We start from the raw sequence: 21,121 nt of genomic DNA, 5'->3' as shown, positions 1-21,121 counted from the left end.
CAGGTGGTTGAGCGGCAAACTCGCCGCCGGCAACCGCCAGGCCGCAAGACCTGGCGGCAAACGGATTTAACGCACCACTTCGCGCTGTTTCAATGCGCCGTAAATGTCGTCGACGCTCATTTGGTCAGCGTCGAAGACCAAATCGGCGGCATCGGCTGCGAAACCTACCGCCAAGCAGATCAAACCAGCGTTTTTAATCGCCGCGGCCAGTGCCGAATCGGCTTGCTCCAATACCGTTGCGGCGTGGCCGGTGTCGAACAGGCGGCGCTCCAGATGATAAGCCATAGTTTTGGCATCAGCGCCAGCGAGGGCGACGATGGTGGCGGTTTGACCGAAGCGGCTGGCGCGTTCTTCTGCGGTCACCGGCGCCCATTCGTCCTTGCTGGCATCGCCGACGATCATGCCGGCGCCAACAGTGACGTTGGTCAAACGGTCGATGACGATGAATGAGCCGGTGGCTTTATTGCGCTTATAGGGTTCGAACACCACCGGCGCGTTGACCGCCACGGTGCACAGGCCGATTTCGTTCAGTTTCAATTCGTCGGTGTCGTGGTGTTCTAAGGTGTTGACGTCGATGCGATGGTGAATCGTCGCCACCGAACCGGACACGCTGCGGGTGGCCAGCTTGATCACGTACTGGCGGCCGGGCAACATGGCTTGTTCGGTCATCCAGACGATGTTGGCCTTGAATTTATCGGCGACGCTGGGTGTGGTTTGTTGCTGGCCCAGGATGACGTCGCCGCGGCTGATGTCGATCTCGTCGTTCAGCGTCAAGGTCACGGCCATGCCGGCGAAAGCTTGTTGCAGATCGCCGTCGAAAGTCACGATCGATTTAATCGTGCTGGTTTTGCCGGACGGTAGCGCGGTAATCGTATCGCCTTGATGGAAAATACCCGACGCGACCGTACCGCAGAAGCCGCGGAAATCCAGATTCGGCCGGTTGACGTACTGCACCGGAAAGCGGGCGTCGTCGAAATTATGGTCGCTGGCGATTTCGATGCTATTCAGCAATTCCATCATCGGCAGGCCGCTGAACCAAGGCATATTGGCGCTGGGGTTGACGACGTTGTCGCCGTCCAAAGCCGACATCGGAATGAAATGGATATCATGCAAATCCAGATGTTTGACGAAAGCCATGTAATCGTCGCGAATCTTTTCAAAGGTTTCCTGGCTGTAGCCGACCAAGTCCATCTTGTTGACCGCGACGATGATATGCTTGATGCCCAGCAGCGAGGCGATGAAACTGTGGCGTTTGGTTTGGGTTTGCACGCCGTAACGGGCGTCGATCAGGATCACCGCCAAATCGCAGGTCGAGGCGCCGGTGGCCATGTTGCGCGTGTATTGCTCGTGGCCGGGGGTGTCGGCGATGATGAATTTGCGGGTCGAGGTCGAGAAATAACGGTAAGCGACGTCGATGGTGATGCCCTGCTCGCGCTCGGCCTGCAGACCGTCGACCAACAAGGCCAGGTCGATCTTGCCGGCGCCGGTGGTACCGGACTTGACGCTGTCGGCCTGTACGGCGGCCAACTGGTCTTCGTAGATCATCTTCGAGTCGTGCAACAAGCGGCCGATCAAGGTACTCTTGCCGTCGTCGACGTTGCCGCAGGTCAAAAATCGCAGCAACTCCTTGCGTTCGTGTTGCGCCAAGTAGGCGTTGATGTCGGTGGCGATGAGGTCGGATTGATGGGACATGGGTTTCCTGAATGCCTAAATTTGTTCGAAAGTTGTATTACGCGCAATGCTGTTTTAAAAAGTCAGCCAGTTCTTCGCGACTGACTTGTTGGGTTGCCGTATTAATGCCCCAGTCGTAAAGCTGGTCATTATCCATGGTCGGTCGTTTTTGGTTGGCCAGCGAATAACAATACTGGGCCGCGATCTGGAAGATATCGCCGCAGTAATGCCAAGTCTGCCGTGCCGCACCAAGCGCCGATGCCAACAGCGCTTCGTCTCGAATACCCAAAGCACCGCCAAAGCGTTCTATCTGTTGACGATGTATCTGTAACGCCAATGCTTTCGAGATGAAAAACAACTCGGCCATCTATTGGGCCAGCTTGGCAAACGCATCGGCGTACTGGCTCATTAACTGCTGATGAATTTGCAGGGCTTGTGCTTCAGTCACGCGCTGGTCAGACTGTTGTTTCTTTTGTTTTTGTTCCAGAAACAGCACGAAATCCAGTACCTCGGCTTGCAGGCCGGGTTCGAGATTCACGAGGTGCTGTTGGATTTCTTCGTGCAGTTGCATGAAAGCTTCCACCGAGTTTTGCTGGTTGGCAAGGTTCCTGTTAAAAATACCCTTCCCGCTTCTTCTGTTCCATCGATCCGGCCTGATCGTGGTCGATCAAGCGACCTTGACGCTCGGACGTGGTGGTCAGCAACATTTCTTGAATGATCTCCGGCAACGTCGTTGCGGTCGATTCGACGGCGCCGGTCAGTGGGTAACAGCCCAGGGTGCGGAAGCGCACCATTTTCATTTCAACTTTGTCTTCGGGGCCGATCGGCATGCGGTCGTCGTCGACCATGATCAGCATGCCATCCTTATTGACCACCGGGCGCTCCTTGGCGAAGTACAGCGGGACGATGGGGATGTTTTCCAGATGGATGTATTGCCAGATATCCAATTCAGTCCAGTTGGACAGCGGGAATACCCGAATCGATTCGCCCTTGTCGATCTTGCCGTTGTAGATGTTCCAAAGCTCCGGGCGCTGGTTTTTTGGGTCCCAGCGGTGGTTCTTGTCGCGAAACGAGTAAACCCGCTCCTTGGCGCGGGATTTTTCCTCGTCGCGGCGGGCACCGCCGAAAGCGGCGTCGAACTGGTATTTGTTCAAGGCCTGTTTCAGCGAGTCGGTTTTCATCACGTCGGTATGCTTCTTACTGCCGTGGGTGAACGGGCCGATACCCTGCGCGACGCCTTCCTGGTTGATGTGGACGATCAAATCCCAGCCCAGGTCTTTCGCCAGTTGATCACGGAATTGGATCATTTCCCGGAATTTCCAGGTGGTATCGACGTGCAACAACGGGAACGGCGGCTTGCCGGGAAAGAAGGCTTTGCGGGTCAGATGCAGCATGACCGCCGAGTCCTTGCCGATGGAATACAGCATGACGGGCTTTTCGAATTCCGCCGCCACTTCGCGGATGATGTGGATACTTTCGGCTTCGAGCTGTTTCAGGTGGGTCAGTTTATAATCGGTCATCAATTATCCGGGGCGCGCGGCCTGTTTGCATGCAAAGGTTAGTGCGCTATTTTAATGGCAAACCCCTATCGACGCCATCGGCAAAGCTTATGAGACAGTACCACGGCTTGGAAACTCTACGGGCAGCAATCGCCGGCCGGCCGACACTGGCAAAGTTGGCGGAATGCTTACTGGATGACCTGCGCGAATGCCGTTGCACGATATTCGGCAGCATTGGTGACGACGACCGCATCGTGCTGGCCGAGCTGAGCTTGGAAGCCGATACGCTGCTTTACGAACACTTCGAACAACGCCTCGACTTGCAGATGGCCGGGCCGATTTTGCGCGACGATTGCGTACCGCTGACCTTTCGTTTGGCCGGCGAGCGATTTGCGGTGACAGGCCGCTGTTCGGCTTTACCGCACGTCTGCGGCCGGGATTTGTATTTGAGCCGTTACAGCGGCCGGATTGGCGACATTGCCCGGCAACGTTTTCAAATTCCGCTGAAACAATTGCCGTAACAAATCAGTTCAAGCGTGACTTTTTGCCCAGCGCACGATGTCTTGGGCTGACATCGCCCCGGCCTGGCGGGCAATTTCGCGGCCGCCCTTGAACAACATCAGCGTCGGGATGCTGCGGATCTGGTAATGCGCGCTCAACTCGGCCTGGGCTTCGGTGTCGATTTTTCCCAGGCGCATCGTCGGTTCCAATAAGCCGGCCGCCTGGGCAAAGGCCGGCGCCATCATCCGGCAAGGCCCGCACCAAGCCGCCCAAAAATCCACCAGCAGCGGTATCTCGCTCGAACGCAGATGTTTGTCGAAATTGGCGGCGGTCAATTCCAGCGGATGGCCGGTAAACAGCGCTTGATGGCATTGGCCGCATTTTGGGTGCTGAGCCAGCCGTGCGGCAGGCAGGCGGTTGATGGCCGCGCAATGCGGGCAGGCTAGGTGAATCGATTCGCTCATATTGGCCTCGGAATAGGGACGGGTAGCCTTCGCGGCGGCGAAGGGATTGCCGCTTAAACTTAGGGCGGTGCTGCTAAAAACAAGAGGCCGATCGAAATTATCGCCACAAACCGCCGATTCGCCAGCGCGGCGCCCGCCGTGCCGGAATTACGCGGTAACCCAGTAACGGTGCATAGTCCAGCCAGTGACTCGGCGCCGCCGGCACCAAGGCCTGTAGCCGACGAATCCGTTCTTCGGTCGGCGGATGGGTGCGCAGCCAGGAAGGTTCCGGGTTGCCCCAACCGGGAAACAACACGGCCAGCCAGCCCTTGCTGGCTTGTTCGATATGGGCCAGCGCTTGCGCCAAACCCAGCGGGTCGCCGGTCAGCATGGCCGCATTCAAATCGGCGTCGTATTCGCGAGTACGGGACAAGCCCAGTTGCGCCAGCAGAGCCAAGTGCGGCGAAAACAACAATAGCAGTATCGCCGGCCAGTTAAACTCGAATACGACATCGGCAAACAGCATGGCCGGAATACTTAGCAGTAGAAACAATTGCCCTAAACTCGCAAACACCGCAGTGATACGGCTAACCGCATCAGCCAGACTCATCACCCGCAAATCATTGTTGGCAATATGCGAGATTTCGTGGGCCAACACACCCGCCAGTTCTCGGGTCGATAGGCGCTGCAACAGGCTGTCGCTCAGCGCGATCGCCGATTGCTTACGGCTGCCCACGGCAAAGGCGTTGATGACCGGACTGGGGAAGAAGTAAGGCGTCGGTGCGCTGGGCAGTTCGGCACGTTCGGCCAGCGTTTCCAGCATTTGCCAAAGTACCGGGGCTTCTTGCGGATAAATCGGCCGGGCCCGATAAAAACTCAAGGTCAGACGCCAAGCGGTGCTGGGTGTAATCAACAAACCGAAGCCGGCCGCCGCCAGGGCCATCCAGATACCGTCGTCGCCGAATAACAGACTGCCGGCCAGCGCGCAAATACCCAACAACGCGGCAACCAATAAAACGGTTTGCAGCCGATTCAGCCAGCGATGGCTGCGGCGAATAGCGCGATTCATGACTACTCCAAGCCGGCGCGGCGGAGACGGCGCCGCAGGTCGTCGATTTCTTCCTGCATGTCGGCGACCAGCGCGGCCAGTTCCGGTATCGCCTCGAACTGGCGCTCGATGTTAGCGATACGCTTTACCCGCAGCAGCGTGGCACTGGAGAAACGCCACTCTTCGCCGTGTCGGCTTGGCGTCAGCAAGCCCTCCGCAACGTGGTGGCTGATCCATTCGTGATCCACCGCGGCCAACGCGGCAAGTTGCCGTAACGTCAGGCCGTGCTCTTCAAGAATGGCGTCTATGGCGATGGCGGTCAACGATCCAGACATGACTCAGCTCCCGTGTGCGGCGCGCGGATCGAAAGCCAATTCGCGCGCCATGGTTTGGTAAAGTTCTCTGGCTTTGGCGGTGTTGGCCGGCGGCAGAACCACGTGTATATCCAACAGCAAATCGCCGGGCGTCGCGCTGGGGATACCCTTGCCGCGCACCCTCAATTGCTGGCCGCTCTGAGTACCCTCCGGAATCCGCACTTTCAACCCGGTCTCGAACAAATTGACCGGCAACACCGCGCCGAGTGCCGCTTCCCATGGCGTCACCGCCAAAGTCATATGCAGATTGTTACCATCGACGCGCAGTTGCGGATGCGGATTGAAATGGACTTCCAGCAACAGGTCGCCGGACTTGCCGTTGCCGACGCCCGGCGAGCCCTGACCGGCCAGGCGAATGATCTGGCCTTCGTAGACGCCCCTGGGGATTTTGACGTTCAAGGTGCGGGTGTTCAGTGTAACGTGGCCGCCGGCATCCATCGCCGGCACCCGCAAACTGATCTGACGACTGGCGCCATGAAAAGCGTCTTCGATATCGAGCAATACTTTGGCGTGATGATCCTCGCCCTGGGCCTGAAAACTACCGGCGTGAGCTTCGAACGGACCGCCGCGGCCGCCCGCGCCCATGCGGCCGAACAACTGACTGAAAAAATCGCCGAAATCGGCCGTATCGCCGCTGGAAAACTCGAAGCCGGCGTCCCAGTTCGGCGGCGGATGAAACTCCTGGCCGGACCGGTAACCACGGCCGAGTTGATCGTAGGCCGCGCGTTTCTCGGTGTCGGACAAGACGGCATATGCCTCGTTGACTTCCTTCATCCGCGCTTCGGCATCCGGCTCTTTGGAAATGTCCGGATGGTATTTACGGGCTAATTTACGATAGGCCTTTTTGATATCGGCCAAAGCCGCATCGCGGCCGACGCCCAAAATCTGGTAATAATCTTTGTATTGCACGCCACGCCTCCAGTGACTGAAGCCGCCAAACTCAGCTGAGCCGGGTTCTTATAACCGATAGCGATCGGATGGACAATCGGCAAATGCGGACCACCCTCCTCCCGGCCCGATCATCGAGAAATGAAATGTCGGCCATTCGAATAAAAATCAAGAACCTGGCTTGAAGCGCAAACGGCTTGAACCAATCGGATCAGCACCCATCTTACGCAGCAATTCTTTTATCGATTTGATAGAATGAAGGTTCCGGGGGTGACATGGCTTCGACGTGGGTAGCAAAACCTCAGGTGCATGCCGAGCACAGTACAGCTCGTAAAACCTACTGAAAACAAGTATTCGCAAACGACGAAAACTACTCAGTGGCCTTAGCAGCTTAAAACCTGCACCACTTCTCTGACCAGATGTACTTATGCGTCTGGAGTTCCTCTCGGGGAACGCTCAGGGATCATATTACATAAGATCGCGCCAGGGCTTAGTTCGGAGCCTGAAGCGCTAAATCCAATCGAAATCGCTGTTGATCCTCTTGGCCCGACGGGTAGTCAACAGTTAAATTAAAAGCGCGGGATAAGCATGTAGAGCTTGTGGCGGAGTGCTTGCGGACGGGGGTTCAATTCCCCCCACCTCCACCAATTATTAGTACCAGAAATACCCAAGACGTACCGAACCCTGCGAAGTATCTAGCTTCGCGGGGTTTTTTATGCCCGGTGTGGTCTATTAAAATCATGGCAACAGCCTTTATTCTTTATTGCATGCCCGAAAGGCTTACGGATGCGGTTAAAGGAGCGATACACCATGCGGTTATCACAATCTCAAGTCCAAGCAATACGTGAAAGCGTCCTATGCAACTTCGGTGAAGACGCCCATGCCTGGTTGTTTGGCTCAAGAGTCCGGGATGACGAGAAAGGTGGCGATATCGACCTCTATATTGAGGTCCAGGCGCAATCGGCGGCGGACTTAATCACCAGCAAATTGAAGTTTCTGCGTTATTTACACAAACGACTCGGTGATCAAAAAATCGACGCGGTGTTGCGTAAGGCCAATGGCTCGATTGAGTTACCGACCTATCAAATTGCCAAGCAAACCGGGATTCAATTGCAGTGATTACAGCCATACAAGAGATATTAAAAATCTGTGACCGTCCTGCCGACAGGTTGCGCTGGGCTGTCAGTCAACTGCAATGTCGTGCCCCATTTGACGAACATGGCTTAAGTCGTTTGACCGATACTGAGATTGCCGTCCTGGATCAATTTTCTGTCCGATTTGGGAAATTGCGGGATGCAATGAGCGCCAAGCTGTTTCCGGCGGTGTTAGAACTGGCCAAAGAACCCGGCGAGTTAAAAGCATTTATAGACAAATTGCATCGCCTTGAAAAAATTGGCGCGATTCCATCGACGGATGATTGGTTGCTGCTGCGTGAAGTCAAAAACGCCTTTGCACATGATTACCCTGATGATCCTGAACTCAAAGCGGAAATCATCAACAAGGCGCTTGATCTAACAGCCTCCCTTCTCGATGTGCTGGATTCAGTGAAACGTTTCGTCCAACCTTATTTGTAGTTTTTCGTAAACACCGATTAATCCCACTAGACTTCGCGGCCACTTTAAAAAATATCGAATACCCATGGTCAACACCGACGAACAACAGTTTTTAAACAACCTCGATAAAAAACTCTGGACCAGCGCCGACAAGCTGCGCTCCACGCTGGATGCCGCGCAATACAAACACACGGTACTGGGTTTGATCTTTTTAAAATACGTCAGCGACTCGTTTGATATTCGCCGCGCTGAGCTTACCGAGCAATTTAAAAACCCGGACCACGAATACTACCTGGACCCCGCCGACTTTGGCGGCGAGGACAGCGCCGATTACCAAGCCGAAATCAACGCCGAACTGGAACAACGCGACTACTACGCTGAAACCAACGTATTTTGGGTGCCGAAAGTGGCACGCTGGGAGTTCTTGCAAAACCAGAACAAAGTCGTCATTAACAGCGTCATTTGGCTAAGCAAAGCCGGTGAGGTACTGATCCAAGCGCCGGAAGACGAAACCGAAAAACGTCTGTGCACCCGCATTAGCTCGGTCGGGCAGCTAATCGACCACGCGCTGGAAGCCATCGAACAGGACAACGCCAAACTCAAAGGCATCCTCAACAAACGCTATACCGGCCTGCAAATCGACCCTGCCAAACTGGGTGAACTGATTGACCTGATCGCCACCATACCGTTTAAACACGCCAGCCTCAGCAGCAAAGACATTCTCGGTCATGTTTACGAATATTTTCTCGGCCAATTTGCTTTGGCCGAAGGCAAAAAAGGCGGGCAGTTTTACACGCCCAAATCCATCGTCAGCCTGATCGTGCAAATGCTGGAACCGTTTAAAGGCCGCGTCTACGACCCGGCGATGGGCAGCGGCGGCTTTTTTGTGCAATCGGAAAGCTTTATCCGCGAGCATCAAGGCCGCATTGGCGACGTGTCCATTTACGGCCAAGAATACAACCACACCACTTGGCAACTGGCCGCCATGAATATGGTGATCCGTGGCATCGACTTTAACTTTGGCAAAGAACCCGCCAACACCTACACCAACGACCAACACCCCGATTTACGCGCCGATTTTGTGATGGCCAACCCGCCGTTCAACATGCGCGAGTGGGATACCGGCGTCAGTGACGACGACCCGCGCTGGGTATACGGCAAACCGCCCAGCGGCAACGCCAACTTTGCCTGGCTGCAACACATGCTCTATCACCTCGCGCCCAACGGCAGCATGGGCTTGTTGCTGGCCAACGGCTCCATGAGTTCCAACACCAACAACGAAGGCGAAATCCGCAAAGCGCTGATCGAAAACGACTTGGTGGAATGTATGGTCGCCTTGCCCGGCCAATTGTTCACCAACACCCAAATCCCCGCCTGCATCTGGTTTTTAACCAAAAACAAAGGCCCGCGCACCTCCGCCAGCGGCAGAACCTTGCGCGACCGCAAAGGCGAAATCCTGTTCATCGATGCCCGCAATCTGGGCTACATGAAAGACCGCGTATTGCGCGACTTTAGCCAGGACGATTTAAACAAAATCACCCAAACCTACCACAACTGGCAAATGAATCCCCCTCTCCCCCCGGGAGAGGGCCGGGGTGAGGGCGAACATAAAAAACCACCCACACCGCCCAAACTCCTGGAATTCGCCAGAGAACTCAGAAAAAACCAAACCGATGCCGAGCAACTCATCTGGCAATTACTGCGCAATCGCCAAATCGCCGATGCCAAATTCAGGCGCCAACACCCGATTGGCAACTACATTGCTGATTTTTATTGTCATGAACAGAAATTGGTCATTGAACTGGATGGTGGTCAGCATTTTACTGAGCAAGGCTTAGAAAATGATGCTCAGCGCACCCAGTATCTTGAGCAGCAGGGTATTCGTGTGTTGCGGTTTGATAATCGGCAGGTGTTACAGGAAACGGAAAGCGTGTTGGAGGTGATTTATCAAGCCCTCACCCAAACCCTCTCCCGGGGGGAGAGGGCTTATTCTGCGGAGGCTTCAGCGATTGGGGCTTATTTGGATGTTGCTGGTTTTTGTAAGTCGGTTGATTTGGGGGAAGTACAAAAACACGATTACGTGTTGACCCCAGGTCGCTATGTTGGTGCGGCGGACGTGGAAGAAGATGATGAAGCTTTTGCCGATAAAATGGCACGCTTGACGGCACAGCTGAAAAGCCAGTTTGAACAGAGCGATAAGCTGGAGGCTGAGATTAAAAAGAACTTGGCGGGGTTGGGGTATGAGCTGTGATAACGCTTTGATTGGGAGACGGTGATGATCGATTACAGCAAACTACAAAAATCCCTGAAACATCTGGAATTGCAGTATGAAAATTATTGCAATGCCCAATATCGAGACGAACTCAGCGAATTGGATAAAGAGGGCATCGCCGAATCTACCATTCAGCGTTTTGAAACCTGTTATGACACCTTGTGGAAAACGTTAAAGCGTTATTTAGTGGAAGAATTGGGTATCCCTGAAGTACCGAATAGCCCCAAGCCCATCCTGAGATTGGCGTTCGAGAATCAGCTTTTTGCCTCGCCGATTGAGCAATGGCTTAACTATGCCGACACCCGAGTCAATACCGCCCATGATTACGACGAAAAAAAAGCCGCACAATGCCTGGCGCTGCTGAACGACTTTATCGACGATGCCATTGGCCTTTATCAAACCATGACAGGTAACACATGGGAATAACTGCCAGCATCGATATAAGCGCTGAACAACGCCGGCTTGTTCTCGATTTAATCCAGCAACACCTCCCCAATACCCCGATTTGGGCGTTTGGCTCGCGCGTTAAATGGACCACCCGATCCAACTCCGACCTGGACCTAGTCGCCTTCGCCACCCCACAGCAAGCCCCGCAGGTTTCCGCCCTGAAAGAAGCCTTTGAAGAAAGCAACTTGCCGTTTCGGGTGGATTTATTGGTGTGGGATAAGCTGCCGGAAAATATTCAGCGGAATATTCAGGAGGGGTATGTGGTTTTGGTGGAGGGCCATTATCTTGAAAAGGGTTTGGTAATAAATTCTGATCGGTCTACCGATAAGTTAAAAAACAACACATCAAAAACAGATGATCGTCCACCTAAAGCGTCTACCATCAACCAAACGTCACACATCGTAGGTTGGGGTGAGGAACGAACCCCAATGAATGAGCAAGCCAGTGTTGGGGCTCGCACGCTCACCCCAACCTACGGCACTACCCTTGATGATTATTTAGAGCTTGTTACCTATGGATTCACAAATCCAATGCCTGATGCCAAAGATGGCCCCTGGAAAATTACAGCTAAGGATGTTGTTGACGGCAAAATTAATTTCAATACTGCAAGAAAAACTACGCAATATGCTTTTGATAACGAATTAACAAATAAAAGCAGGCCTAAAGTTGGAGATGTTTTGCTAACTAAAGATGGAACATTGGGGCGTTTGGCAATTGTTAAAGAAAATAATATATGTATAAATCAGTCTGTTGCGGTATTAAGGCCAAATGAAAAGATTTTATCTGAATATCTTTATTACTTGTTGTCCACCCCAAAATATCAACAAGAGTTAATAGGTGACGCTGATGGAACAGTAATAAAACACATTTATATATCCAGAGTTGGAAAAATGGAAGTTGATATTCCATCTATTACAGAGCAAAAGGAAGTCATAAAACACTTACTTGCGATTGATAACAAAATCGAACTCAACCGCCAAACCAACCACACCCTGGAACAAATTGCCCAAGCCATTTTTAAAAGCTGGTTTGTCGATTTTGAACCGGTGAAAGCCAAAGTCGCCGCTTTAAGCTCCCTCTCCCTCCGGGAGAGGGCTGGGGCGAGGGGCCAAGAACTCGCCGAACAAGCCGCCATCTGCGCCATCAGCGGCAAAACCCCGGAACAACTCGCCCAACTCGACCCGCAAACCCTGCAACAACTCAAAACCACCGCCGCCTTATTCCCCGATGCCTTGGTGGATTCTGAGTTGGGAAAAATACCGGAGGGGTGGGATATTGCTCCATTATCATCTTGGGGCGAAATTATATGTGGCAAAACACCGCCAACAATAAAAAATGAATATTACGGAGGGGATATTCCATTTATCAAAATACCAGATATGCACGGGACAATGTTTGCTGTCGAAACAACAGATACCCTTACATTTTCTGGAGCTAAATCGCAAATTAAAAAACGTCTTCCTAAAGGAAGCATTTGCGTTAGCTGTATTGCAACAGTCGGACAAGTTCTTATAACGTGCGAAGACAGCTACACAAATCAACAAATTAATAGCATTGTTCCCTCTGATAAAAATTTTATGGCTTATTTGTATTTCTCAATGTCAGACCTTAAAGCTCAACTTCATGACTTGGCTAGCGGTGGAAGTGCAACGTTAAATTTAAATACTGGAAACTTTTCTAAAATTGAAATAATTAAGCCTGATGTTAAGGTGTTACAACATTTTGCCCTGGTGGTTGAACCTATGATTTCAGAAATTTTGGCAAACTGTTACCAACAAAATTTTTTGTCTAAAGTGCGAGATTCGCTTTTACCCAAACTCCTCTCCGGCGAAATTAATCTGAGCAATTTGTAATTATTCAAATTTGGTCGTTTTTATTTCCCCTCACCCAACCCTCTCCCAAAGGGAGAGGGCGTTTTTACAACAGTTTCCGCTGCGAGAAGAGACTTTTACGACACACCCTGGAACAAGGAATCGGTTTATTCCCTCTCCCTCTGGGAGAGGGCTAGGGTGAGGGTGAGGGAACTGTATAAATGGACACAATCATGTCCAATTCATACCCATATCGCCTATAATGGATACCATTATATCCATAACGTTCAAAAGTCATGCGTCGATTGTTATTGTTGGATGAGGCGGAGGTACAGCAGGCGTTTGCTGCGCATTTGCGCGGCCTGCGTGAACAGGCGAAATGGTCGAGAGAGGCGCTGGCCGAGCGTAGCGGTGTGCCTGCGGCGACCATCAAGAAGTTCGAACGCACCGGGCAGATTGCTTTTCGGCAATTGCTGCTGCTTTGGCAATGCCTGGATGATTTGCAGCGTTTGTATGCCTTGACTCAGCCCGCAAGCAAGGGCCGGGCAATGCCCAGTTCGATTGCTGAGGTGCTGAACGATGCGTTTTAAGCCCATCCAAAAGCTGGATATTCGCCGCACCTTGTCTACTGGCGATTCGGTGGCGGTGGGGGTACTGGCGCAAAATCGCCAGGGGGTGTTTTTTCAATACGATGCCAAGTACCTTGAACGCTACGGCAACCTGTCGCCGTTTACTTTAACGCCGGATACGCAATTACAGCGGGCACCGGCTGAGCCGCATCAAGGCCTGCACGGGGTGTTTGCCGATTGCCTGCCGGATGGTTGGGGATTGCTGTTACAAGATCGGGTATTTAGGCAGCACGGTATTTTGGCTGCGCAAGTGACCGCGATGGACCGGCTGGCGTTTGTCGGGCAACACGGCATGGGGGCGCTGAGTTTTGAGCCGGTAGCGGATTGGCTGCCTGACACCGACGAGGCGATTGATTTGGCGAGCTTGGGTGTTGAGGCGCAGACGCTGTTTGAGGGGGAAACCGAGCAGGTGCTGGCCGAGTTGGTGGCGGTAGGCAGTTCGGGTGGTGCCAGACCCAAGGCGCAACTGTTTCGATCAGCGGATCAGCCGCAACAGTGGCGGACGCGGCCTCAGCCGGGCGATGAGGCGTGGCTGGTAAAGTTCACGTCACAAAGTCTGCCGTTGGGGCATGCGGAGGGTTTATGCGAAGCTGCGTATTTGCAGTTGGCGCAGCGGGCACAGCTTGAGCCGCCGGAATGGCAGTTGTTACACATGCCTACCCATCGTGGGTCGCGTTCCTGGTTGGCGTTAAAACGCTTTGATTGGCTGGAGCGCGCAGGGCATCAGGCCGGGCGTTATCATTTACACAGTGCTTGCGGTTTGTTGGATGCCGATTTTCGCAGCCCCAGCCTGGATTATGCCGATTTGATTAAGGCCAGCCGCCAGTTGTGCAAATCGCCTGTGCTGGGGCAACGGCAATTTCGGCGGGCGTTGTTTAATTTGTTTGCCTGTAATCAGGACGATCACAGTAAAAACTGGGCCTTTTTGCAGGATGACAGCGGCGCTTGGCGCTTGGCACCGTTTTATGATGTGACCTTTAGTCCGCATCCGTATGGCGAACATGCCACGGCATTTGCGGGCTACGGAAAAAATCCTCCGCTGAGCGCCGTGCAGGCGCTGGCCCGCCATGCCGGGTTTGCCAACTGGAAACGGGCGCAGCAAGCGATTGCGGAAGTCGTCGATGCGGTAGCCGGTTTTGCTGAGGCTGCCAGGGCGCTGGAGGTTGACAGGCAAACGATAACGCTGATTACCCGGCAATTAAACGCGGTTTGGCAAGCCAATAAGGCTTTGCTGGCCTCTTGAAACGGATGCGCTGCAAGGACAGTACATGATCTCGGAAGACCAACTGGAACAACTCTGCCTAACCTGGTTTCAAGCCATAGGCTATAGCTATGTGAACGGTTATGACCTTGCCCCCGATGGCGACCGCCCGGAGCGGGTCGATTACCGGCAAGTGGTGTTGTTTGAGCGCTTGCTCAACCAGCTGCAAAAAATCAACCCACATATTCCGCTCGATGTACTGGAGCGCGTATCCCAGCAAATCGCCAAGCCGGAATCCCCTGTATTAATCAAAAGCAACCATGTGTTTCATCGCCTGTTATTAGAGGGTGTGAAGGTTGATTTTAAAATCGACGGCGAGGAAAAAACCGATTACGTGGCGTTGCTGGATTTTGCCACGCTCAGCAATAACCAGTTTTTGGTGGTGAATCAATACACGCTGGCCGGCAGCAAAGGCCACCGCCGCCCGGATGTGCTGGTGTTTGTCAATGGCTTGCCGTTGGCGGTGCTGGAGCTGAAGAATCCGGCAGACCTAAACGCCGATATTTGGGCGGCTTATCAGCAGTTGCAAACCTATAAGGATGAGATCAGCGATTTGTTCATTTTTAACGCGGCGCTGGTGGTGAGTGACGGTTTACATGCGCGGGTGGGTTCGCTGACCGCTAACAAAGAGCGGTTTTTGCCGTGGCGCACACTGGCGAATGAAGACGACAAGCCGCTGTTTGAATACCGCCTGGAAACCTTGGTGAAGGGCTTTTTTCAGCCGGAGTTGTTTTTAGATTATCTGCATTACTTTATTTTGTTTGAGCAGGACGACGGCCAGCTGATTAAAAAGATCGCCGGGTATCATCAGTTTCATGCGGTGCGCGAGGCGGTGAAAGCCACCGTTATTGCGGCGCAACAGACAGGAAACCGTTCCGCCGAGCCCCGCGCCGATTATGCACAGCGGGTGGTGCCGGGTTCCGGGAAAGCGGGGGTGGTGTGGCATACCCAGGGTTCGGGCAAGTCGATTTCGATGGTGTGTTATGCCAGCAAGCTATTGGCGCAACCGGAGATGAATAATCCCACCATCGTAGTGGTGACGGATCGAAACGATCTGGACGGTCAGTTGTTTAATACCTTCAGTATGGCAGTCGAAACCCTGAAGCAAACCCCGGTGCAGGCGGGTGATCGTGACGATTTGCGCGAGATGCTGGCGGCGCGGCAAGCGGGCGGGATTATTTTCACTACCATCCAAAAATTTGCCTTGCTGGTCGATGAAACCAGCCATCCGGTATTGAGTAATCGCCACAACATCGTGGTGATTAGTGATGAGGCACACCGCAGTCAGTATGGCGATAAGGCCAAATTAAATGCCAAGGGTCAGTACACCTTTGGTTATTCCAAACATTTGCGCGATGCCTTGCCCAGCGCCAGTTTTATTGGTTTTACCGGCACGCCGATTGCCGCGCAAGATAAAGACACGCGGGCGGTGTTTGGCGATTATGTGTCGATTTACGATATTCAAGACGCGGTGGATGATGGCGCGACGGTGCCGATTTATTATGAATCGCGGCTGGCCAAGCTGGACATCAACACGGCAGACATCGAAGCTTTGAATGCGGAAGTGGACGAGGTTATCGAAGACGAAGAAGACATCGCCAGCCGCGAAAATACCAAATCCAAATGGGCGGCCTTGGAAAAGCTGGTCGGCAGTGCGCCGCGAGTGGAACAGGTGGCTAAGGATTTGGTGAGTCATTTTGAAACTCGCATTGCCAGTATGCCGGGCAAAGCCATGATGGTGTGCATGAGCCGGGATATTTGTGTGGAGCTGTATAACGCCATCGTGGCGCTTAAGCCCGAATGGCACGATGCCGACCCCAACAAGGGGGCGATCAAAATTGTCATGACCGGTTCGGCCTCTGACCATGCCAAGTTGCAGCCGCATATCTATAGCAAAACCACCAAAAAGCTGTTTGAAAAACGCTTTAAAGACGCGGGCGACCCGCTGCAATTGGTGATTGTCCGCGATATGTGGCTGACGGGTTTTGATGCGCCGTGTTGCCATACCATGTATATCGACAAGCCGATGAAAGGCCATAACCTGATGCAGGCGATTGCACGGGTGAATCGGGTATTTAAAGACAAGCCCGGCGGTTTGGTGGTGGACTATATCGGCATCGCCAGCGAGCTGAAGCAGGCGCTGAAAACCTATACCGATTCCAAAGGCAAAGGCGCTCCCACGTTCGATACGCACGAGGCCTATGCGCTGCTACTGGAAAAACTGGATATTGTGCAGGGCATGATGCAGGGCTTTGATTACAGCGCGTTTGAAACCCAGGCTTTGCAGCTGTTGCCCGGCGCGATGAATCATATTTTAAGTTTGCAAGGCGCGAGTGGCGAACTGGACGGTAAAAAGCGCTTTTTGGATGTGATGACCGCGTTGAGCAGTGCCTATACCTTGTGCTCGACGCTGGACGAAGTCGAGCCGCTGAAAAAGGAAATCGCGTTTTTCAGTGCGGTCAAAGCGGCGATTAGCAAATTTACCACGGTGGATAAACGCCGCAGCGATGAAGAGAAAAATTCGGCGCTGAAGCAGATCATCGATAACGCGATAGTCGCTGAGGGTGTGGACGATATTTTCAGTTTGGTGGGTTTGGACAAGCCGAATATTGGCTTGCTGTCGCCAGAGTTTATGGATGATGTCGCAAAGCTGAAGGAAAAAAATCTGGCGGTGGATTTGTTGGAGCGCTTGCTGCGCGATGAAGTGAAAGCCCGCATGAAAACCGATGTGGTCTCCGAGAAAAAATATTCCGAGCGCATTCTGGAATCGTTGCGCAAATACCATAACCGCGCCATCGAAACCGCGCAGGTCATCGAAGAGCTGATAGCCATCGCCAAGGACATGCAGGCGGATTGGGCGCAAGCCGAAAAACTGGGGTTAAATCCGGACGAAATCGCCTTTTACCGGGCTTTGATTCAAAATGAATCGGCGGTACGTGAGCTGGGCGATAACAACCTGCGCGAACTGGCCAAATACATTACCGAGCAATTGCGCAACAGCACCACCGTCGATTGGGCCAAGCGTGACAGTGTGCGGGCCCGATTGCGGAATCTGGTCAGAAGGGCTTTGCGGCGCTGGAAGTATCCGCCGGATAAAGCCGATGAAGCGGTTGAATTGTGTTTAAAACAAGCCGAGGTGCTCAGCGAGGCTTGGAGCGCGGGCCAATAGGCCCCGGAAATACCGAAGACGTATCAAACCCTGCGAAAGGGTCTGGCTTCGCGGGTTTTTTATGCTTGCCAGACCGTATTACTCATCACGGCGGCATCCTTGAAACTGGCAACGACTCCTACCGGTTCAAGCAACGGAAAAAGGCCTCAGCATCCCCACAAACCTAGGTTCTAATTGGGAACTTTTCGACAACCATTCGCGGAAAATTCTCAACATCGGCTGACAGTGTCGCTCAGGCCGTAACAACGCCGATGAACGACTCGGAATAACCCAGCCGTTCGTTTATCGACATCCGCATCAAGCGGCTTTTTTCCGATAGCCGGCCGCGCCCAATCCGAGTGCGCCGCTCAGGAACATCCAGACGGCGGCAGGCAGCGGGACTACCGTGGTTTGAAAACTGAAGGTGCCGATGCGGGCGTTGGCGGCTCTAGCGACTTCGGCGCCCAGATGATCGAAGCCCCAGCCATACCCCAAACTGCCGTTCAAGGTCAGAACATTGCCGTTTAACTGCGTTGTCACGTCGAACAATTCGAAAGCGACGGCCGAAAAACCGACTTGGTTATAGATTACCCACGCCGAACTTTCCGGCGTTTTTTGCTGCTCCGCCGGGTTATATGCCAGGATCATATCGGCCATTAAGACTCTGTTGGTCGGTGGATCGACATCGACTCGATAACGCATCCCGCCGGCCAAGCCGATGTTTCCGGTCGCGGTGGCGGCGATGTTATTGGGATCGAAGCTAAAAGTCGTCGGGCTGTTGTGCCGATTGGTCGGATTGGGTGCGACGCTTGCGCCGTTCACGGTGAACTCAAGGCCGATTGCGGAGATTTCGTTCGCCGTATAGTTCGTGAGATCGACCGGCGTGTTGGAGTCGCGCAACTGCGCAAATGTTTTCGAAGCCGCCGAAGCGTCGAAATACTCTTCTACATAAATCGACGGCGCCGGCGTGTTATCCAAGTCGATTCCGGCTGCGAACGCGTTCCGGTCCAGGTTGAGGATCAACGAACCGCCGGCCACGGTGGCGGCGTGCGCGGATGTCGCGAGCAGCGATGCGGCGATCACGACAACGTTTAAAGATTTCATTTTGTTTCCTTGATTTAGAGGTGATTTCAATACCGGCCCTAACTGAAAATCCCAGGCGCCCGCGCCATTGCTGGCGAAAGCGTTCAACGCTCGGCGCTACATCCGACGCCGGGATTGAACCGGTGTAACTGGCGGCTGGGATAAATTGGATCGGCACCGCCGATATTGCCGGGCAGATCGACGACGGTGCCGGCTGGCGGCTTAGGCGGACAATCTGATTTTTCCGCGCGCTGAACCCAATAGCCCCAACAATCCGCTGCCGAATAGCCAAACGGCCGCCGGTACCGGCACTGCCGATGGCGCCAGACTGAAAGTACCCAGCTTGACCGACTGGCTACCATTCAACAGCAAGTTCCAGGAAAAGGATTGAGCCGTGAAATACACGTCGCCGCTCAGCGATAACTCGCCGTTGGCGTTAACCGATTCCGAGGCATTGACCAAACGGAACAGTGCCGGTTGGCCAAAGCCGCTGCTGTAGGTATAGATGTCCCATTGACCGGCGGTTTTTTTCAAAAAGAAATCGGCGGGATTGAGATAGGTGCCGCCAGCCGCCGGCTCCATCCGGAAAGCACCGCTCAAGCCGATTTGACCGGCCGCGGTGTTGCCGGCGTCCATCGTCGTGGCTTGTTGCTTGCGAGCGGCCCCGTAGTTGATGGTCGAGGTATTGGTATTGACCGCCAACGACACGCTAAAGGTTCCGGTCTGGCTCAGCGCGACACCTCCGGTTGTATCCAGAGTGATCGGCGTGGCGTTATGGTTTTTATCCCAGAAATTAGCGATATACCAACCTTCGCTACCCGGTACAGCCGAAGTAAAGGCGGAATTGTCGATTGTTAAATTCGCCACGCCGCTAACAAGAGCCGCGTTGGCATCGGTTGTTGTCAACAGTCCGCCGAATAGACCGATTGCCAGAACGCCGGCCGAGGCCAATTTGTGGCTATGTTTTTTAAATAGATACATGGTTTTTCCTTGTAGATTTATCGATGGTTAAGTTATGCGGCGGGTTCCAAGTTTGTAAATCGACGCGGCCGACGCCGTGTCTATCGGCAAACCTTGCCCGCCGGTAACCCGGCCGTCTTGTTCCAAGACCCGTGGCTTTCCGGCTCCGCCTCGCGGCGGGTGTGGCGTTGCGCCGCAATCCTTGCGGCATCGCTGCTTCCGCGAACGATTACTTCCTGAGCTTCCAGCAATTCCTTCCAATAACTCGAGCTCCCGACGATCTCCTCACAAAACGCAGGCGGAGTTGCGGCGTAGCGACGCTGCAACGGAAAGGCCGCGAAGGCAGATTAAAGTCGGGTTTTCGAATCAATTAGCGACGAGCAAACACTAGGCCAAATCTGATTCGCCTGGAATAACAAGGCTTGGCACGGCGAATCCGGCGCCGGTCCTCGAAAACTAAGTTATCTCACGCAATCGCCGCGTGAAATCCCGCGCCGCCGCCGGAACTGACGCGATTCCGGGTGCTACTCTTCCACCCATCTGAAGCGCAGCGCAGCGCTGGTCAGAAACAGCAGCGTCATTGCCGAGAGCGTCAACAACGCCGGCGCAATATCGCTTAATCCGGCACCGTCTATCATCACGGCGCGCGCGGCTTGCAGCATGTGGGTCAGCGGGAAAATCAGCGTCAGGTTCTGCAACAGCGCCGGCGCGCCTTCCAGCGAAAACCAGACCCCGGAAAGCAAAATCATCGGCAAGGTCAGCAGGTTGAGGATGCCCAAGGCCAATTCTTCGCTACTCGTTCTACTCGCCATCAACAGGCCGAGGCTGATCAGGGTTACCGAACCGAGTACCGCAATCAGCGCCAACAGCGCAAAAGCACCCTGGACTAAAAAGTCGAACAAGGCGTGCATCGCCACAAATTGCAGCACGATCGCCAGCATCAACATCGCCAACCGGCTGACGACTTGCGCCGACAGGAATTCGAAGGCGTTGACCGGTGAGGCTTTCAAGCGTTTAAGCACGCCGTTTTTACGGTATCTGACGATGGTGAAACCGACGCCGAACAGACTGCTGTGCATGATATTGATCGCTAGAATGCCGGGCAAAACCCAGTCTAGGTAGCGCACCTGCCGCCCGGAAACCACTTGCTTTTTCCAGGTAATGGCTTGATCGCCGGCCAGTAGGATTTTTTCCAACAAGTAGCCTTGCGCGGCACTGTCGTTGATCCAGTAACCGCTTTCCGAACCGCCCCGGATCACCATGTCCAACTGATGGTGCTGCAGTTTGGCTAGCGCCTTATCCAGCTCGGGGTAGTCGATGAACTGCAAATATTGGGTGGCCTTGAACGCGCTGATCTGCGCGCTGGCCTCGCCGACCACGCCCACTTTGAACAGCGCGGTATCCTTGTCGTCGAATATCGCCGCGATGCCGACGATCAACACCACCGGAAACACGAAATTCCAGACCCAGGTGGCTTTGTCGCGGATCAATTCGATATTGCGGGCTGTTAGCAGTGCCAAAAAATGCTTCATC

At 53.8% G+C, this 21,121-nt stretch carries 20 protein-coding genes, 1 other RNA gene and 1 riboswitch; of the genes, 10 read left to right on the top strand and 11 right to left on the bottom strand.

All coding sequences use genetic code 11. From position 1 onward, the window contains the following. Window positions 1-66: 66 nt before the first annotated feature. Genes cysN through cysD form a run of 4 tightly spaced genes read right to left on the bottom strand, consistent with a single transcriptional unit; the run spans window position 67 to window position 3,191 of the window. The gene (gene cysN / locus ACH518_RS08885; protein ID WP_445372623.1) at window positions 67-1,692 is read right to left on the bottom strand and encodes a sulfate adenylyltransferase subunit CysN; all 1,626 of its coding nucleotides are present in this window, start codon (window positions 1,690-1,692) and stop codon (window positions 67-69) included. Window positions 1,693-1,729: 37 nt separating this feature from the next. After that, window positions 1,730-2,038 (bottom strand): hypothetical protein, encoded by a 309-nt coding sequence (locus ACH518_RS08880; protein WP_445372622.1) that lies wholly within the window; start codon window positions 2,036-2,038, stop codon window positions 1,730-1,732. Further along, on the bottom strand, window positions 2,039-2,242 hold the full coding sequence (locus ACH518_RS08875; RefSeq protein ID WP_445372621.1) for a hypothetical protein: 204 nt from the start codon (window positions 2,240-2,242) through the stop codon (window positions 2,039-2,041). A gap of 40 nt (window positions 2,243-2,282) precedes the next feature. After that, window positions 2,283-3,191 (bottom strand): sulfate adenylyltransferase subunit CysD, encoded by a 909-nt coding sequence (cysD, locus tag ACH518_RS08870; RefSeq protein WP_445372620.1) that lies wholly within the window; start codon window positions 3,189-3,191, stop codon window positions 2,283-2,285. Between the two features lie 89 nt (window positions 3,192-3,280). Here cysD and ACH518_RS08865 point away from each other — a divergent pair, with 89 nt between their 5' ends. Beyond that, on the top strand, window positions 3,281-3,691 hold the full coding sequence (locus ACH518_RS08865; RefSeq protein WP_445372619.1) for a hypothetical protein: 411 nt from the start codon (window positions 3,281-3,283) through the stop codon (window positions 3,689-3,691). Window positions 3,692-3,700: 9 nt separating this feature from the next. Here ACH518_RS08865 and trxC read toward each other — a convergent pair whose 3' ends face one another. The 4 genes from trxC to ACH518_RS08845 all read right to left on the bottom strand — a co-directional run bounded on the left by trxC (window position 3,701) and on the right by ACH518_RS08845 (window position 6,445). After that, window positions 3,701-4,135 (bottom strand): thioredoxin TrxC, encoded by a 435-nt coding sequence (gene trxC, locus ACH518_RS08860; protein ID WP_445372618.1) that lies wholly within the window; start codon window positions 4,133-4,135, stop codon window positions 3,701-3,703. Window positions 4,136-4,232: 97 nt separating this feature from the next. Next, the gene (locus ACH518_RS08855) at window positions 4,233-5,183 is read right to left on the bottom strand and encodes a zinc metalloprotease HtpX (protein ID WP_445372617.1); all 951 of its coding nucleotides are present in this window, start codon (window positions 5,181-5,183) and stop codon (window positions 4,233-4,235) included. 2 nt (window positions 5,184-5,185) lie between these two features. Beyond that, window positions 5,186-5,497, bottom strand: a complete 312-nt coding sequence (locus ACH518_RS08850; RefSeq protein WP_445372616.1) for a chaperone modulator CbpM — start codon at window positions 5,495-5,497, stop codon at window positions 5,186-5,188. A gap of 3 nt (window positions 5,498-5,500) precedes the next feature. Next, entirely contained in the window at window positions 5,501-6,445 is a 945-nt protein-coding gene (locus ACH518_RS08845; protein WP_445372615.1) for a DnaJ C-terminal domain-containing protein, read from the bottom strand. A gap of 245 nt (window positions 6,446-6,690) precedes the next feature. Here ACH518_RS08845 and ssrA point away from each other — a divergent pair. The 9 genes from ssrA (at window position 6,691) to ACH518_RS08800 (ending at window position 17,566) form a co-directional block, all read left to right on the top strand. Continuing rightward, window positions 6,691-7,071: a transfer-messenger RNA gene (gene ssrA, locus ACH518_RS08840) on the top strand. 163 nt (window positions 7,072-7,234) lie between these two features. After that, entirely contained in the window at window positions 7,235-7,543 is a 309-nt protein-coding gene (locus ACH518_RS08835) for a nucleotidyltransferase domain-containing protein (protein ID WP_445372614.1), read from the top strand. Continuing rightward, window positions 7,540-7,998, top strand: coding sequence for a hypothetical protein (locus ACH518_RS08830; RefSeq protein WP_445372613.1), 459 nt, complete (start codon window positions 7,540-7,542; stop codon window positions 7,996-7,998). Before ACH518_RS08835 ends, ACH518_RS08830 begins: the two co-directional genes overlap by 4 nt. A 64-nt stretch (window positions 7,999-8,062) precedes the next feature. Then, entirely contained in the window at window positions 8,063-10,228 is a 2,166-nt protein-coding gene (locus ACH518_RS08825; protein ID WP_445372612.1) for an N-6 DNA methylase, read from the top strand. Window positions 10,229-10,252: 24 nt separating this feature from the next. Further along, on the top strand, window positions 10,253-10,675 hold the full coding sequence (locus ACH518_RS08820; RefSeq protein ID WP_445372611.1) for an HI0074 family nucleotidyltransferase substrate-binding subunit: 423 nt from the start codon (window positions 10,253-10,255) through the stop codon (window positions 10,673-10,675). Continuing rightward, window positions 10,666-12,549, top strand: a complete 1,884-nt coding sequence (locus tag ACH518_RS08815) for a restriction endonuclease subunit S (protein WP_445372610.1) — start codon at window positions 10,666-10,668, stop codon at window positions 12,547-12,549. Before ACH518_RS08820 ends, ACH518_RS08815 begins: the two co-directional genes overlap by 10 nt. A gap of 254 nt (window positions 12,550-12,803) precedes the next feature. Continuing rightward, window positions 12,804-13,097 (top strand): helix-turn-helix domain-containing protein, encoded by a 294-nt coding sequence (locus tag ACH518_RS08810; protein ID WP_445372609.1) that lies wholly within the window; start codon window positions 12,804-12,806, stop codon window positions 13,095-13,097. Further along, window positions 13,087-14,379: a type II toxin-antitoxin system HipA family toxin gene (locus tag ACH518_RS08805; RefSeq protein ID WP_445372608.1), complete on the top strand. Its 1,293-nt coding sequence runs from the start codon at window positions 13,087-13,089 to the stop codon at window positions 14,377-14,379. Before ACH518_RS08810 ends, ACH518_RS08805 begins: the two co-directional genes overlap by 11 nt. A 25-nt stretch (window positions 14,380-14,404) precedes the next feature. Beyond that, the gene (locus ACH518_RS08800) at window positions 14,405-17,566 is read left to right on the top strand and encodes a type I restriction endonuclease subunit R (protein WP_445372607.1); all 3,162 of its coding nucleotides are present in this window, start codon (window positions 14,405-14,407) and stop codon (window positions 17,564-17,566) included. A 297-nt stretch (window positions 17,567-17,863) separates the two neighbouring features. Here ACH518_RS08800 and ACH518_RS08795 read toward each other — a convergent pair whose 3' ends face one another. From ACH518_RS08795 to ACH518_RS08785, 3 genes are all read right to left on the bottom strand, one after another. Continuing rightward, window positions 17,864-18,649 carry a VPLPA-CTERM sorting domain-containing protein gene (locus ACH518_RS08795; protein WP_445372606.1) on the bottom strand — a complete coding sequence of 262 codons (786 nt, stop codon included), beginning with the start codon at window positions 18,647-18,649 and terminating at the stop codon, window positions 17,864-17,866. A gap of 201 nt (window positions 18,650-18,850) precedes the next feature. Beyond that, window positions 18,851-19,609, bottom strand: coding sequence for a hypothetical protein (locus ACH518_RS08790; RefSeq protein WP_445372605.1), 759 nt, complete (start codon window positions 19,607-19,609; stop codon window positions 18,851-18,853). A 99-nt stretch (window positions 19,610-19,708) separates the two neighbouring features. Further along, window positions 19,709-19,785: riboswitch (cyclic di-GMP riboswitch) on the bottom strand. 327 nt (window positions 19,786-20,112) lie between these two features. Next, on the bottom strand, window positions 20,113-21,120 hold the full coding sequence (locus tag ACH518_RS08785; RefSeq protein ID WP_445372604.1) for an ABC transporter permease: 1,008 nt from the start codon (window positions 21,118-21,120) through the stop codon (window positions 20,113-20,115). Between the last annotated feature and the right edge of the window lies 1 nt (window position 21,121).

This window comes from Methylomonas sp. HW2-6 (assembly GCF_052474525.1).
Note: the sequence above shows the minus strand (reverse complement) of the source record. Positions and strands in the feature narration are given on the sequence as shown.